The sequence below is a fragment of the Parafrankia soli genome (assembly GCF_001854695.1).
GTDB classification, from domain to species: domain Bacteria; phylum Actinomycetota; class Actinomycetes; order Frankiales; family Frankiaceae; genus Parafrankia; species Parafrankia soli.
The window spans coordinates 39,540-54,476 of record NZ_MAXA01000222.1 but is presented as its reverse complement, the minus strand read 5'-3'; the positions used below and the strand labels follow the sequence as shown (position 1 = coordinate 54,476).

The following is a 14,937-nucleotide window of genomic DNA, read 5'->3' as shown; positions in this document are numbered from 1 at the left end:
TGCCCGACATCCGTAGTGTCCGTGGCGTGTCGGCCGGATCATCCGGTCGCATCAGCCCGACAACGGACGGAACGGACGGAGCGCAGTGAGCGAGCATCGCGGATCCGCGCGCCGGATCTCCCCGATCCAGGCGGCGTTCGGAGTGCTGGCGGGAATCGTCCTGCTGGTCGCAATTCTGCTCAGCCAGAAGGGCGGCAGCCCGGAATCCACCGCCGCGGCGCGGTCCTGCCAGGCCGGTGACGGCGGTTCCGGCACGCCGTGCCCCTCCCCGGCCCCGACAACGACACCTACCGGCGGCACCGCCTCCGGCACTCCGAGCCCGCCCGGCTCGGGCTCCGGGATCAAGCAGCAGGGGACCGCGCCGCCCGGCTCGGGTGCCGGCGACGAGACCGTCGCGGCGGGCGGCTCGGGCACCCGGCCGGCCGGCTCGACGTCCACGGCGGGCACCCGCCCGGCCGGGGCGTCGGGATCCGCGCGCTCCCCGCGGCCGCGCCCGGGCGGCGGCCACCGCCAGGAGCCGGTCCTCGACCTCCGGCTCCCCCCGGTCCCCGTGCCCACCTGCGTCGTCGACTGCCGCTGACACCGCGGCGCCCGTCCACCGCCGCTGACGCCCCGGCACCGCACCGCAGCCGCGCCGCACCGCAGCCGCGCCGCACCGGCGTCGGCGTCGGCGTCGGCGTCGGCGCGGTCTCACACGTTCCTCTCACGTCGTGCGGGTTTCCTCGGTGCACGCCGTGCCCCCGCCGGCCCGCCACACCGGGGCGCGTGCCCGGACGCCGGTTGTTCGAGGATGGGTGAGATGAGGGACGCATCGCGGCCGCCGCGGTTCGGCGAGGACGCCGCCAACCCGCCACGGCCTCCTCGGGTCCTGGTCGTCGACGACGAGCCCAACATCGTCGACCTCGTCCGGATGGCGTTGCGCTTCCACGGCTTCGACGTCGTCACGGCGGCCACCGGCCAGGAGGCGCTCACCCGAGCCGCCGCCGACCAGCCCGACCTGCTGATCCTGGACGTCATGCTGCCCGACGCCGACGGGTTCGAGGTGTGCCGGCGGCTACGCGCGGACGGGGCGGAGGTCGCCGTCGTCTACCTCACGGCCCGCGACGCGCACCGGGACAAGATCACCGGCCTCACCTACGGCGGTGACGACTACATCACCAAGCCGTTCGCCGTCGAGGAGCTGATCGCGCGGGTGCGGGCGGTGCTGCGCCGGACCCGCCGTCCCGCACCGGAGCCGTCGCCCGCGTCGGGCCTGCTCACCTACGCCGACGTCGAGCTCGACCCGGACGCCCACCTGGTACGCCGGGCGGACCAGCCGGTCGAGCTCTCCCCCACCGAGTTCTCCCTGCTGCGCTACTTCCTGCACAACCCGAACCGGGTGCTCTCCCGCGCCCAGATCCTGGCCGCGGTGTGGGACCGCGACTTTGACGGCGAACCGACCGTCGTCGACCAGTACGTCAGCTACCTGCGGCGCAAGCTCGGCCAGCACGGGCCGCCGCTCATCCACACCCAGCGCGGCTTCGGCTACGCCCTGCGCGCCCCCGCGCCCGCCGCCGGCCCCGGCGCCGCGCCCGAGCACTCCCGATGACGCTTCGCCTGAAGCTCATGCTCGGCCTGGTGGCGCTGACCGCCACCGGCCTCATCCTGACAATCGTCGCGACGGTCGTCGCCCTGCGCGGCTACCTCGTCGACCGCGTCGACGTCCGGCTGCGGGCCGTCGAGCAGGTCGCCCGGCTGCCGCTGGCCGCGGTGCTGGCCGGGGCGCCCACGGGCAGCCGGCCCGTGCTGGAGCGGGCGATCGCGCCCACCGACTACGTGGTGGAGGCCCGCCGGACCGACGGCGAGATCCTACGGGTGGCGGGTCCGGCGGACCGTTCCCCACCACTGCTCGCCGAGATCGCCACGGGGAAGGCCACCGGGGAGATCACTGGAGAGACCACTGGGACGACCGCGCCGCCGGCCGACGGCACCCCGTTCACCGTGACCCACAGTGGCGAACGGTACCGCGCGGTGCTCGACCACGTCCCCGGCGGCGAGGTGCTGATCGCCCAGCCGCTGGCGACCGTCCGGGACACCCTGCGCCGGCTGGTCGTCGCGGCGGCGGTCGCGGCGCTGGTCGTGCTCGCCGCCATCGCCACGCTGGCCTGGCTGCTGCTCACCCGCGGTCTGCGCCCGCTGCGCGTCGTCGCGAGCACCGCGTCCGCGATCGCCGCCGGCGACCTGTCCCGCCGGGTGCCGGAGGGCCCGCCGCGCTCGGAGACCGGGCAGCTCAGCCGGGCGCTGAACATCATGCTCGGCCAGATCCAGGCCGCCTTCACCGCCCGGGTCGCCTCCCAGAACAACCTGCGCCGCTTCGCCGCCGACGCCTCGCACGAGCTGCGCACGCCGCTGACCTCGATCCGCGGCTACGTCGACCTGCTGCGCGCCGGGATGGTCCCGCCGGCCGAGACCGACGACACCCTGCGGCGGGTGGCCGAGGAGACCGCCCGCATGCAGACCCTCGTCGACGACCTCCTCTACCTCGCGCACCTCGACGAGCTGCGCCCCCGCGACCGGGTGGACGTCGACCTGGTCACGATCGCCGAGGACGCGGCGGCGAACCTGCGGGCCGTCGACCCCGGCCGCCCGGTCACCGTCGAGGTCGAGGCCGGTCCCGAGGCCGGCCGGCACGTCCTCGGCGATCCGGACGCGCTGCGCCAGCTGTTGGGCAACCTGCTGACGAACGCCCGCGTGCACACCCCCGCGGGCACCACGGTGACCGTTCGGGTCACCGGATGGGACGCGGCCACCCCGGCCCAGGACCGCGCGGCCGTCCTGGCGGTCGAGGACGGCGGGCCCGGCATGCCGCCGGAGGTCGCGCGGCACGTCTTCGACCGGTTCTACCGGGCGGCCGGCAGCAGGGCCCGGGGCCGCTCCGGCAGCGGCCTCGGGCTGTCGATCGTCGCGGCCACGGCGGCCGCGCACGGCGGCCGCGCCGAGGTGAGCAGCACCCCCGAGGGGGGCACGACCTTCCGGGTGTACCTGCCCGGGGGCGTTTCCGACCAGACCCCCGCTGACCAGGCCTGACCTGCCGCGGACGGCCCGTCCCGGCCCGCCCGAAAGGGGCGGAAAGGGCGGTCCGGACGAAGTCGCCTGCTGGCCCTGGGCGGCGCACCCGGGTCGACGTGAGGTCTGACACGGCCTCCTGACGTACCAGTGGGTGCACAGGTAATTCTGTTTCTTCTCGCATCCGGCTCACAGGCGGACGGTGTGCGCTCGGCTCAGGACCCAGCCGAGCCCGGCCGACGTGAGCGTGATCAGACGAACACGAGCACCTGGCCTCCAGCACGGATCTTCGAGGAGCCGCCATGCCGCCCGCCACGCCGCCCGCCACCAGCCCGCGCCCATCCACGACCGCCCGGGGCCCGGTCGACCGGCGTCCAGCCGTCGGGGGCCGGGCCGCGCGGCGCGGTGTCCGCCGTTCCCGCACCGAGGCGGCCGTGCTGGCGGTGATCTGCGGCGCGGTGGTGGGCACCCTCGCCGACCGGCTGGCGGCACGGATCGCCGTGTCGCGGGCGAGCCGCCGCCTCGGCGGACGTCTCGGCGAGTTCGGCGCGACGGTCCGCGTGCGCCCGCCGAGCTTCCCGTACCTGCTCAACGCCGCCACCGGACGGCCGTCCACCCTGGAGCTCTCCGCGACCGCCACCTACGGCGAGCTGCGCCGCCTGCGCAGCGGCTGCGACGCCCACGGCAACACCTGGGACGACCCGTCCTTCGCGCTGATGTCGCTGTTCGGCGGCTACGCCGGGGTGTTCGGCGACTCCTGCGGCCCGATCGTCCGACCTGACCGGGCCGGGGGCGGTGCCGGTGGCCGGGCGCGGGGCGGAGTCAGAGGCGGCGACGGGGGCGCGCTCCCGACCGGCCGCACCGACGCGCTCGACGGCCTCGGCGACTCTGAGGGCTTCGGTGACCTCGGCGGCTTCGGCGGGCCGGACGGCTTCGGCGGCCTGGACGGCTTCAGCGGCATCGAGGGCCTCGGTGAGCTCGGGGGCCGTGGCGGCGTCGGGGACAGTTGCCGCGCGCGGCGGCCATCCCCCACCCGGTGGACCGAGATCACCTACGGCGGAGACGAGCGACTGTCCATCGGCACCGAGATCGAGCTGCCGGACCGCTCACTGCCGGTACGGATCATCGGCACCCCCCTCGTCCGGGACGGCCGGCTCGCTCTGCTTCCCGAGGAGATCGTCCTGGGAAACCAGCGACTGCCCGGCGAGCTGATGACACCGGCGCACACCGCGGYCTTCGCCGAGCCGGTCGTGCTCCTGCCCTCCTTCCCCCGGGGCACCCGCCTCGCCGAGGTCGTCGCGACCCCCGAAGGCCTCCGTCTGCGCCTGGAGCAACGCGACCCCGCCCGCCGCTGACCACGGCGGCCGGGTGAGTCCCGGCTGTCACTCAACCGCCGCAGTGACTCGGCACCGTGCGTAAGGACCTGGCCGCCACGACCGCGGTCGATCATGCTGTTCCGTGGAACACCAGAACGCCTGCGCCAACCGGCGCCGTACGTCGGCTCGGGTACGAGCGGATACGTCCGCGGACGGATGACCGCCCTGCCTGAGGTCGCTACCGTCGGAGCGGTGGAGGGAACCCGGCGAGCCGAGGGAGCCCCGCGGGCGGAGCGCCCGTCTCGGACCGGAGTGCGTGACCGGGCGACCCGGCTGATCGCGGCACGCGGCCTGTGGAACCGCCTGGAGGCCATCGCGGGACTCGAGGGCTTCCCCCGTTACCCGGGCAGCGCGCTGATCGCGCGGATTCCCGCCGGACGGGCCCGCCGAGCCGGGACCGCGGTGGCCGGTGACGTCCTGCCCACCGCCGTCATCGGCCTGATCCTGCTGGTCGGGTCGACGAACGCGTCGAAGGACCGGATCCCGCCCGGGCACGCCCTGGACGGGGTCGCCTACCTGCTCCTGGYGCTGGCGGTGGCAGTCTTCCCGTTGCGCAGGTACGCCCCGCGGGTCCTGCTCGCCGCCGAGACCCTGATCATCGGCAGCTACACCGCCATCGGCTATCCGCACGGGCCGGCGACGCTCGCGGTCGCCGCGGCCGCCTTCACCGTGGGCGTGCGGGTGCCCGCGCGGGTGACCGGCCGCACGGCGAAGATGTGCGCGGCGGTGCTGCTGCTCGCCAGCCTGGCGTCGTTCTCCCGCGGCTACCTCGACAGCGGGTGGGACCTCGCCTACACCTGCCTCGCTGTCCTCTGCGTGGCCTTCGTTCCGGCTTTGCTGGGCGCGCTGCTGCGGCTGAGCCGGCTGTCCTCGGCGCGGGCGGAGGAGGAGGCCACCCGGCGGCGGATCGAGCAGGAGCGGCTGCGGATGGCCCGCGAGGTCCACGACGTCGTCGGCCACGGACTCTCGATCATCTCGCTCCAGGCCGCGGTGGCTCTGCACGTGCTCGACCGGCGGCCGGAGCAGGCGCAGGTCGCGCTGGAGGCGATCCGCCGCACCAGCGTCGACGCACTGGACGAGCTGCGGGCGACCCTCGCCCTCACCCGCGCCCGCGACGCCCGGTCCGGAGCCGGGAACGCCCGGGAAGCGGAGAGCACCGTGCTCGCCGGGAACACCGTGCTCTGCGGGAACACCGCGCGTCCAGCGCACCCCGGAGGCGACAGAAGCGCCGAGCGTTTTGGAAGCCGGGCCGGAGGCACGGAGCGCGCCGGGCGCGGCGAGGGCACCGGGCGCGGCGAGGGCGCGGCGGGCGCCGGTCCCGGTGAGGCGCTCCGGACCCCGTTGACCGGGCTGAGCCGGCTGCCGGGGCTRGTCTCCGAGGTCCGGCTGTGCGGCATCGCCGTGGAGCTGGTGACCGACGGTGATCTTGCCGGCCTGCCCGCCGAGGTCGATCTCGCCGCCTACCGGATCGTCCAGGAGTCGCTGACGAACGTGCTGCGGCACGCCGGACCGGCCCGGGCCCGGGTCACCCTCCGCTCCACCGCGGACCATCTGGAGGTCGAGATCGTCGACGAGCCCACCGAGCGCAGCGCCGACCTGCCCGCCGATGGTGACCCGCTCGTCCGCTCGACCGGGCACGGGCTGCGCGGCCTGCGTGAACGCGTGGACGAGCTCGGCGGTTCCCTGACGGCAGGCCCACGTGCGCAGGGAGGATGGAGCGTGCGCACCGACCTGCCCACGCCGGCCGCGCCCGCCGACCCGGCCTCGGACTCGGCCTCAGCCCCGGCCTCGAACTCGAACTCGAACTCGAACCCGGCCGTGTCCCGCCGCTCCGGAGGGGCGCGGTGATCCGGGTCGTGGTCGCCGACGATCAGCCTCTCGTCCGTCTCGGGCTGAAGGTCCTGATCGAGACCGAGGACGACCTCGAGCTCACCGGCGAGGCCGAGGACGGCCAGGCCGCGCTGGCCCTGGTCCGCCGCACCCGCCCGGACGTCGTCCTCCTCGACATCAGGATGCCCGTCCTGGACGGCCTCGCCGCCCTGCGCGCGATCACCGCCGACCCCGCGCTGACCGACACCCGCGTCGTCATGGTCACCACGTTCGAGCTGGACGAGTACGTCTTCGAGGCTCTGCGCAACGGCGCGTCCGGGTTCGTCCTGAAGGACACCGAGCCCGCGGACCTGCTCCGCGCGATCCGGGTCGTCGCCGCCGGCGAGTCGCTGCTCTCCCCCACGATCACCCGCCGCGTGATCGAGACGTTCGCCCGGCGCCCGGCGGCGCCCGCCGCCGTGGACCTGACCAGTCTCACCGTCCGGGAACGCGAGGTGATGGGCCTGGTGGGGCTGGGCCTGTCCAACGACGAGATCGCCGCCCGGCTCGTCATCAGCCCGGCGACGGCACGAACCCACGTGAGCCGGGTGATGGTCAAGCTCTCCGCCCGGGACCGCGCCCAGCTCGCCGTCCTCGCCAACCAGGCAGGTCTGGCCGGCTGATCGCCAGGGACGACACTCGCACCAGCGGCGTACCGTCCCGGCGGTGCGTCAGTTCGGCGGCGCGCCGTCCTCGAGGTAGATCGTCGCGCCACCGGCGCGCGCTGTCAGGCAGGCGGCCACCCGCCGCGCCAGCAGCGGTGTCATGAGGCCGGGCAGCTCGTCCGCCGTCACGAACGACCAGGCGGCGAGCTCGTCGGCCGGCAGTCGGATGCCGGCCGCCTCGTCCGGTGTCAGCACGCCTCCGTCGAACACCACGATCAGACCCTCGGTGCGCTCCGGCCCGGGCGGTACCCAGTCGACGGCCAGTAACCGCCCGAGGGCGCGGTCCAGCCCCAGCTCCTCGGCGAGCTCGCGGCGGGCCGCCGCCAGGGGTGCCTCGTCCGCCTCGACCACACCGCCCGGCAGATCCCATCCGGGCCGGTATGTCGGGCACACCAGCAGGACGCGGCCGGCGCCGTCGACGAACAGCACCCCGGCCGCCATCCGCTTACGGGGCAGGCTGTTCCGCCAGGCCCGGGCAGATGAGGCGCCGGGAGTCTCCACGCCCGCCACCGTAACGCCGACCGAGACCGGCGACGACCGACGACGACCAGGCGCGGCCTCGGCACCGCGAAGTGCGTACGGCCGCGTACGCGGGAATGCGTCCGGTTGCGCAGACAGATGACGATCGTCGCCGGACGACGCGAGATCGCGCTACGGCCACTCTGATCGGCATGACGACAACGACGAGCACCCCCGGCCTGGACGCCCGGACACGGGCCCCGGTGGCCGACCCCCCGCTCACCGAGATCCCGGACGGCCTCCGAGGCACCGGGCTCCCGGGTGGCCCCCCGGCCGCGATCGACGTCCGCGGGCTGACCAAGCGTTACGGGCGGCGGACGGTCGTCCGGAATCTCGACGTCACCGTGCCGACCGGCGTGGTCGCCGGGTTCGTCGGCCCGAACGGGGCGGGCAAGACCACGACGCTGCGGATGCTGCTCGGCCTCGTCCGGCCGAGCGAGGGCAGCGGGACGATCCTCGGCGAGCCGCTGGGCGAACCGGCCCGGTACCTGCCCCGGGTGGGCGCGCTGATCGAGAGTCCGGCGCTGTACCCGACGCTGTCCGGACGCCGCAACCTCGCGTCGCTGGCGGTGCTCGCCGGGCAGGACCCGGCCGGCGTCGACGCGATCCTGGACGAGGTCGGGCTGGCCGGCCGCGGCGACGACGCCTTCCGCACCTATTCGCTCGGGATGAAGCAGCGGCTCGCCATCGGCGCGGCGCTGCTCTCCGACCCGGACCTGCTCATCCTGGACGAGCCGACGAACGGCCTCGACCCCAGCGGCATCCGGCAGATGCGGGCGCTGGTCCGCTCGCTGGCCGACGGCGAGCGGGAGGCGGGCGCGAACGGCCGGCCGCGCACCGTCCTGGTCTCCTCCCACCTCCTCTCGGAGGTCGAGCAGATCTGCGACTGGATCATCGTGGTGGAGCAGGGCCGGCTCGCCTACCAGGGCCCGACGGACGGCCTGATGGCCTCCACGACCAGCCGGGTCGAGCTGCGCCCCGAGCACGCCGACTCCCTCGGGATGCTGGCGGACCTGGTGGCCGGCTTCGGGCTGCCCGTGGACCGGGCGGGCGACCGGCTGCTCGTCGAGCTCGACCACACCGCGCCGGCCGCCGTCCCCGGGCCGGACGGGCCGGACGGGCCGGACGGGCCGGACGGGCCGGACGGGCCGGACGCCGTCCTGGCCGGGCTCAACCGGGCCGCGCTCGCCCGCGGCATCACCCTCGTCGAGATCACCCGACAGCGGACCAGCCTCGAGGACCGCTACCAGGGCCTGGTCGAAAGCACCCGAGAGACCGCCCGGAGCACCGGCACCAGCAGCATGAGCACCAGCACCAGCACCGGAGGGGAAGCCCGATGACCGGCGTCTACACCGTGGCACGCAGCTACCGCGCCGAGCTGATCAAACTGCGCCGGCCGAGCACGGCGCTGGCCATGGCCGTCCTCGGGTTCCTCACCGTCCTGTCGACGGTGCTGGTCATGGCCCTCGCCGACGAGAAGCCGACCCCACCGGACCCCGGCGCCGGGCCGGGCTTCGATCTCTCCCTCACCCAGCTCGCCTCGTCCCAGGGCCTGATTCTGGGCTTCCGCGGCGGCACGACCTTCATCGGACTGCTCATCTTCGTGGTCTTCGCGATCAGCATGACCACCGAGTACGGCCAGGGGACGCTGCGCACCCTGTTCCTGAAGGAGCCCCGCCGGCTGGGCTGGCTGGCCGGACGGCTCGGCGTCATGCTCTCCGCCGTCGCGGTGTCGCTGGTCGCCGCCCTCGGCCTGAGCGTCGCCGCCGCGACGGTCATGGCCGCCGTCCGGGACGTCGACACAAGCGCGTGGTGGACGTCGGCCGCCCTCGGTGAGGTGGCGGGCGCCTACGCGAACGCGCTGCTCGCGGCCGTCTTCTTCGCCCTCGTCGGCACGATGCTGGGAATCCTGCTGCGCTCGACGAGCGCCGCGCTGCTCATCGGCATCGCGTGGATGTTCCCGATCGAGCACATCGTCCAGGAGTCGTGGAGCGGTGCCACCAGGGTCCTGCCCGGGCTCGTCTTCGACGCGGTCGGCCGGGGCGGCCTGCCCGACGCCTCCTACGGGCCGGCGCTACTCACCGCCGTCGCGTACGCGCTGGTGGCGGCCGCGATCGGCGCGGTGAGCCTGCGCCGCCGGGACGTCACGGCCTGACGGGACCCGCCGTGCGCTCCCGTCCGACAGGGGGATTCGTCCATCTCGCCCAGGCGGGTGGCCGGATCTCCCCGTCGCGGCGTTGACTGTGTGCATGGCCGAAGGGACACCGGTGGGACGACGGGTCGTCTTCGTCATGCTCGGCCTCGGGGCGCTGGGCGTCGCCGTCGGCGCGGACGTGCAGCGCGGCACCGACCGGTTCGTCGCCCCACTGCGCGAGAACGACCCGACGGGGCTCACCGACCTGCTCCCCTCCGGCGGGTTCCGCTACTACTCCGTCGTCGCCTCCGTGCCGGAGCGGACATCCGCGGACTACGAACTGCGGGTCCACGGCCTGGTCGACCGGCCCCTCACCCTCACCCTGGACGATCTCTCCCGGATGCCACAGACCGAGCTCGTGCGCGACTTCCAGTGTGTGACGGGCTGGCGGGTCACCAGCGTCCGCTGGACGGGCGTGCGCCTCGCGGACCTGCTGGACGCGGCCGGCACCCGCCCCGGGGCGACCGCGCTGACCTTCCGTTCTTTCGACGGCGCCTACACCGAGAGCCTGACGATCGACCAGGCCCGCAGGCCCGACGTCCTGGTCGCCCTCACCATGCTGGACGGCCCGATCACCCACGATCATGGTGGCCCCGTCCGGCTGTACGTGGCGCCGATGTACGGCTACAAGTCCATCAAGTGGCTCGCCGAGATCGAGGTGGTCGACACCGTCACTCCCGGGTTCTGGGAGCAGCGGGGCTACGACGTCGACGGCTGGATCGGAAAGTCGAACGGCCGCGACGATGAGCCCGTCTGAGGATCCGGCCGGGAACCCTGAGGACCCGGCCGAGGCGACGGCCGCAGACTCCGATGGCCCGGCCGGGGACGGGGCGGCGGCGTTCGTCCGCCGGTTCGGCCCGGCGACCCGCTGGGCGCACTGGAGCACCGCGGCGCTGACGGCGGTGTGCCTGGCGACGGCGGCCGTCCTGTACCTCGGACCGCTGGCGACGCTGGTGGGCCGGCGCCAGCTGGTCTCGGCGGTGCATCTCTACGCCGGGCTCGCCCTGCCGGCACCGATGCTGGCCGCGGCCCTCTCCGCCGCATACCGGCGTGACCTCGCAGAGCTCGACCGCTTCACCCCCGCCGACTGGAAGTGGCTACGGACGAGACCACGCCGCCGGCACACCGACGCGGTCGGCAAGTTCAACGCGGGCCAGAAGCTGTACGCCGCGTTCGTCGCAGGTGCCGTGCTCGTCATGCTCGGCACCGGTGTGATCATGGAGTTCGGCGGCGCCTTCGCCGTCACCCACCGCACCGGTGCCACCTTCGTGCACGATCTGCTGGCCCTCAGCCTGTTCGCCGGGATCTGCGGCCACCTGTGGATGGCCTCCCGCGACCCGGCCGCCCGGCTCGGGATGCGCACCGGCGTGGTCCCCCGCCCCTGGGCCCTGCGCGAACACCCCGCCTGGCACACCGAACCCGACGCACCGCCGACCGAGTGACCCGACTTGGCGGTCCGCGGCCAGGTCTCAGACCGACCAGGCCACGGACCGGCACAGCGCGGGCCGGGAGAGTCCTAACCCAAGTAGGTACCCGAGGCGTTGGAGTCGAGTGCGCCGGAGGCGCCCAGGACGAAGCCCAGGACGACGACGGCCAGGCCGACCCCGAACGAGACGATGCACCAGGTCTTGGCCTTGGCGGACGCCTCCAGGGCCCCGGCGTAGTCACCGATCTGCTGACGACTCTGGACCTTCGTCGCGAAGACGATCGCGGCGATCCCCGCGGGCAGGCAGCACAGCAGGGTGCAGGCGATCGACTGCCACAGGTAGGTCGGGATCGGCTGGCCGTAGGGGGGCGGCGGGCCGAAACCGCCGGGCCCCTTCACCGGCGGCGGATAGCCACCTGGCTGGGGATACCCGCCGAAGTCCTGTGGGGCCCCGTAGCCGCCGGGGGGCGGCCCGTACCCGCCGGGCGGGGGAGGCTGCGCCCCCCAGCCGCCCTGGGGTGGGTTCTGTCCGCCGGCGTTGGGGTCGTAGCCGCCGGGGCCGTAGCCGCCGGGCGGCGGGTACTCGGGTGGCTGGGACACGTCGTCTCCAGAGGGTGGTTCCGACCCCGACGGGCCCGGCCATGACCGGATCCCGCACCGGCGGCCCCGCCGGCACCCACCGGATCCGGAACTGGTGCCGGCGGACGTGCCTGGCAGCACCGTTGCCGATGCGCCTCACAGGCACCGTTACACACGAGGACGCGGACGCTCCGCGCGGCCGACATTGTGCCACACGCGACACCCGCGCCCCCGAAAGAGACACCATCCTCAACACGAACTACATAAGAGCGACAGCATCACTTTTGTTTGTCGCCTAGGCGACAGGAGCGGCCCGAAACAACCATCCGCTACGCAGTGCGACAGTCCGTGCAGGATCCCTCCCCCCGTCTACCTGGCCATGTGAACCCGTGTACTCTGCCGTCATAACTGTCTAGTCACGTCACAGTGACCGGAGGAATTCGCCAGCCAAGGCATGTGGAGGTCGTCCGCTTCGTCACGAAGCAGCGGGTGGGGATCGGGGGGTCCACAACGACACCGCCCGGCACGCCAGATGCCAGGCACGGAGGGATATCCGCGGTGAGACATCGTGCGGAGGGTGAGCCCAACCCCCCGAACACACGGACCGGCGCGCACAAGCGGCGCCGTCCCACCCGCAACCCCGCGTGGATCGCGTCGCTCGGCGTCATGGCCCTCGTCGCCATGGCCGTCGGCTGGACGCTCGCCCCAGACCACGACGGCACCGGCTCAGCCGTGGTCGAGGCCTCGGCCATCGACACCAAGGGCCTGCGCGGTACCCGGACGGGTGCCCCGCCCGGCCACAGACCAACCAGCACGGCAACGCCCTCGGCGGCGGCGAGCCTGAGCCCGTCGCCGGTTCCGGTCGCCACCACCCAGGCACCGCCGACGTCACCGCCCGCACGCGCGCCGCAGGCCGCCGCCGTCCCGCCGGCCGCGCCGGCGGCCCCGGCCGGCGGTGGCGGCGGCCGGGTCCCCGGCGGGATGAGCGGCGTCTACGCGAACTCGATGACCACGGTCCGCAACTGGGAGGGCCTGCGCGGCTCACCGGTGAACGTCGTCCTGACCTTCACCGACCGCGGCAGCTGGGAGACGATCACGCATCCGTGGGTCGGCGGCAGCCCGGAGAAGTTCTCGACCTTCCCCGGCACCTGGGTCATCTCGCAGCCGTTCTTCCCGACCGGCCAGGGCAGCATCGCGGCCTGTGGTTCCGGCGCCTACAACAGCCAGTGGGCCGAGTTCGGCCGGTGGCTGGTCGCCAAGGGCCGGCCGGCGTCCATCGTCCGGCTCGCCTGGGAGTTCAACGGCAACTGGTTCGAGTGGTCGGTGCGCGGCAATCCCACCGCCTACGTGAACTGCTTCCGCCAGGTCGTCAGTGCGATCCGGTCGACCGACCCGCAGGCCCGCATCGACTGGGCGATGAACGCCCACAGCACCAGCCCGTGGGCCGCCTACCCGGGTGACGAGTACGTCGACATCATCGGGATCGACTCCTACGACCAGTGGCCCGCCAGCACCACCCCGGCGAAGTTCGACGAGCAGTGCAACCAGGCGGTGGGCCTGTGCTCGGCGATCCGCTTCGCCCGCCAGCACGGCAAGCAGTTCTCCGTGCCCGAGTGGGGCCTCGTCGCGAAGTCCGACACCGAGGCGGGCCGGGCCGGGCAGGCCGGCGGTGACAACCCCGTGTACATCCAGAAGATGTACGACACCTTCCGGGCCAACGCCGACGTCCTGGCCTACGAGACGTACTTCAACGACTCGAGGGCCGGGAACGTCCACTCCTCGCTGGTCTCCCCCAACGAGAACCCGAACAGCGCGGGCACCTACGCGTCCCTCTGGTAGCCATCCCGCAGGTGTGGCGGTTCAGAAAGTCCATGGACTTTCTGAACCGCCACACCTGTTTCGGCCGGCGCTCAGGTGAGGGAGTAGGGGGTCTCGGGAGGGCCGGCGGTGAGCCAGGAGGTGAGGAAGGGGGCCAGGGCGGGCGGGTAGACCGTGTCGGGGGTGGATCCCAGTTCCGGGAGGGTCCACCAACGCCAGCCGAGAGTGGCCCGGCGCTCCACGTCGCTCCACGCCGCGTCGTCCACGTCGACCCGGTTCGGCAGGCGCGCCACAAAGAAGGACTCCTCCTGCCGGTAGTCCACGCCGAGGAAGGTGAAATAGGCCGTCCGGGTGGCGACGCAGGGCCCGAGGTCGGCGACGGTCACCCCGACCTCCTCCCGGATCTCCCGCACCCCGGCCTGCGCCGGCTCCTCCCCCGGATCGAGGCCACCGCCTGGCACATGCCACCAGGTGGGCCCGTCGGGAAGATCCGGATCGTGCGACCGGATGAGCAGGAAGGCGTCGGCGGGATCGAACAGGATGACCCGGGCGGCACGGCGGAGTACGGGCATTCTCTTAGCCTGCCAGTCCGGCCGGCACCCGAGGTGCGAATGTGGACGTCGTCGCCAGGCCTCGGCCCGTCGCCAGACCGGCCAGCCCCGGCGATCACCGCCACCCGGGGAACGGGACCGGCGTCAGAGGCCGGCGGGCGCCCCGGCCAGCGCCGTGATCGCCTCCGGGTCGCCGCGCAGCTCGACCCGGGCCGCGGCGCGCCGCCCGAAAGCGAACAGTAGGAGCTCCTCGGGGGGTCCGACGATCTCGACCACCGGTTCGCGGCGCCGCAGGGTCAGCCGCCCGGGGGTGTCGGTGCGCTCGGCCACCACCCCGACCTCGCTGTGCCGGAACCCGGCGAGGCCGACCAGCCGGAGCGCGCCCCAGAGCGCCTCCCGGTCGGCGATCACGTCGTCACCCGGCTTCAGCCCGAGCCCGACGCCACCCACCGCACCACCGGAACCGCCCACAGCACCGGCGAGACCACCGGAATCACCTACGGCGGCGAACCCGGGCGCGGCCCGGAGCAGATCCTCGGTGTGGACGTAGAACTCGATCGCGTTGGCGGCGTCGTCGACGACGGCGAACCGGGTCGGATGCCACCACGGCGGGCCCGCCCGGAACATCTCCACCAGCTCGGGGAAGGTGTGCGAGCGCATCGTCGCGCGCTCGGCGCGTTCGGTGACACCGTGCAGCGCACCGACGACCAGGCCGGGTGCCGCCCACGGCACGCGCTCCCGGGTGACCAGGTGCGCGGCGAGGTCGTGCGCCGTCCAGCCCTCGCACAGTGTGGGGCTCGCCGGCCCGAGTTCGCGGAGGAGATCGGCCAGTTTCTCCCGTCGGGCCCTTGCCCGCCCAGCAGCCATGGCGTGACTCTAGGCCATGGATACGGGG

At 73.9% G+C, this 14,937-nt stretch carries 15 protein-coding genes; 11 read left to right on the top strand and 4 right to left on the bottom strand.

All coding sequences use genetic code 11. The features are described from left to right. Positions 1–85 precede the first annotated feature (85 nt). The 6 genes from BBK14_RS20170 to BBK14_RS20145 all read left to right on the top strand — a co-directional run bounded on the left by BBK14_RS20170 (position 86) and on the right by BBK14_RS20145 (position 6,913). Entirely contained in the window at positions 86–580 is a 495-nt protein-coding gene (locus tag BBK14_RS20170) for a hypothetical protein (protein ID WP_071064813.1), read from the top strand. Positions 581–799: 219 nt separating this feature from the next. Beyond that, a complete protein-coding gene (locus BBK14_RS20165) occupies positions 800–1,588 on the top strand; it encodes a response regulator transcription factor (RefSeq protein WP_071064811.1) in 789 nt (262 codons plus the stop codon). Continuing rightward, positions 1,585–3,066, top strand: coding sequence for a sensor histidine kinase (locus tag BBK14_RS20160; RefSeq protein WP_071064809.1), 1,482 nt, complete (start codon positions 1,585–1,587; stop codon positions 3,064–3,066). The genes BBK14_RS20165 and BBK14_RS20160 overlap by 4 nt, the downstream gene beginning before the upstream one ends. 281 nt (positions 3,067–3,347) lie before the next feature. Continuing rightward, a complete protein-coding gene (locus BBK14_RS20155; RefSeq protein WP_071064807.1) occupies positions 3,348–4,400 on the top strand; it encodes a hypothetical protein in 1,053 nt (350 codons plus the stop codon). A 273-nt stretch (positions 4,401–4,673) separates the two neighbouring features. Continuing rightward, the gene (locus BBK14_RS20150; RefSeq protein WP_241831694.1) at positions 4,674–6,269 is read left to right on the top strand and encodes a sensor histidine kinase; all 1,596 of its coding nucleotides are present in this window, start codon (positions 4,674–4,676) and stop codon (positions 6,267–6,269) included. Further along, positions 6,266–6,913, top strand: coding sequence for a response regulator (locus BBK14_RS20145; protein ID WP_020463920.1), 648 nt, complete (start codon positions 6,266–6,268; stop codon positions 6,911–6,913). Before BBK14_RS20150 ends, BBK14_RS20145 begins: the two co-directional genes overlap by 4 nt. Before the next feature lie 48 nt (positions 6,914–6,961). On the opposite strand, the gene BBK14_RS20140 is transcribed toward BBK14_RS20145, so the two are convergent. Then, positions 6,962–7,456, bottom strand: a complete 495-nt coding sequence (locus BBK14_RS20140) for an NUDIX domain-containing protein (RefSeq protein WP_306769239.1) — start codon at positions 7,454–7,456, stop codon at positions 6,962–6,964. 170 nt (positions 7,457–7,626) lie between these two features. Between BBK14_RS20140 and BBK14_RS20135 the strand changes: the two genes are divergently transcribed. The 4 genes from BBK14_RS20135 (at position 7,627) to BBK14_RS20120 (ending at position 11,110) form a co-directional block, all read left to right on the top strand. Further along, complete coding sequence (locus tag BBK14_RS20135) at positions 7,627–8,814, top strand: ABC transporter ATP-binding protein (protein ID WP_241831693.1); 1,188 nt, start codon at positions 7,627–7,629, stop codon at positions 8,812–8,814. Next, on the top strand, positions 8,811–9,629 hold the full coding sequence (locus tag BBK14_RS20130; RefSeq protein WP_071064803.1) for an ABC transporter: 819 nt from the start codon (positions 8,811–8,813) through the stop codon (positions 9,627–9,629). Before BBK14_RS20135 ends, BBK14_RS20130 begins: the two co-directional genes overlap by 4 nt. A 136-nt stretch (positions 9,630–9,765) precedes the next feature. Then, the gene (locus BBK14_RS20125) at positions 9,766–10,425 is read left to right on the top strand and encodes a molybdopterin-dependent oxidoreductase (RefSeq protein WP_198541358.1); all 660 of its coding nucleotides are present in this window, start codon (positions 9,766–9,768) and stop codon (positions 10,423–10,425) included. Continuing rightward, entirely contained in the window at positions 10,412–11,110 is a 699-nt protein-coding gene (locus BBK14_RS20120; protein WP_071064801.1) for a cytochrome b/b6 domain-containing protein, read from the top strand. The genes BBK14_RS20125 and BBK14_RS20120 overlap by 14 nt, the downstream gene beginning before the upstream one ends. Before the next feature lie 74 nt (positions 11,111–11,184). Here the strand turns inward: BBK14_RS20120 and BBK14_RS20115 are convergent, their stop codons facing one another. Beyond that, a complete protein-coding gene (locus BBK14_RS20115; protein ID WP_071064799.1) occupies positions 11,185–11,694 on the bottom strand; it encodes a CD225/dispanin family protein in 510 nt (169 codons plus the stop codon). Between the two features lie 537 nt (positions 11,695–12,231). Here BBK14_RS20115 and BBK14_RS20110 point away from each other — a divergent pair. Beyond that, positions 12,232–13,512: a glycoside hydrolase family 26 protein gene (locus BBK14_RS20110; protein WP_071064797.1), complete on the top strand. Its 1,281-nt coding sequence runs from the start codon at positions 12,232–12,234 to the stop codon at positions 13,510–13,512. A 71-nt stretch (positions 13,513–13,583) separates the two neighbouring features. Here the strand turns inward: BBK14_RS20110 and BBK14_RS20105 are convergent, their stop codons facing one another. Continuing rightward, positions 13,584–14,063 (bottom strand): NUDIX hydrolase, encoded by a 480-nt coding sequence (locus tag BBK14_RS20105; protein ID WP_020463928.1) that lies wholly within the window; start codon positions 14,061–14,063, stop codon positions 13,584–13,586. Positions 14,064–14,186: 123 nt separating this feature from the next. After that, positions 14,187–14,909 carry a TIGR03085 family metal-binding protein gene (locus tag BBK14_RS20100; RefSeq protein WP_071064795.1) on the bottom strand — a complete coding sequence of 241 codons (723 nt, stop codon included), beginning with the start codon at positions 14,907–14,909 and terminating at the stop codon, positions 14,187–14,189. Positions 14,910–14,937: the final 28 nt, after the last annotated feature.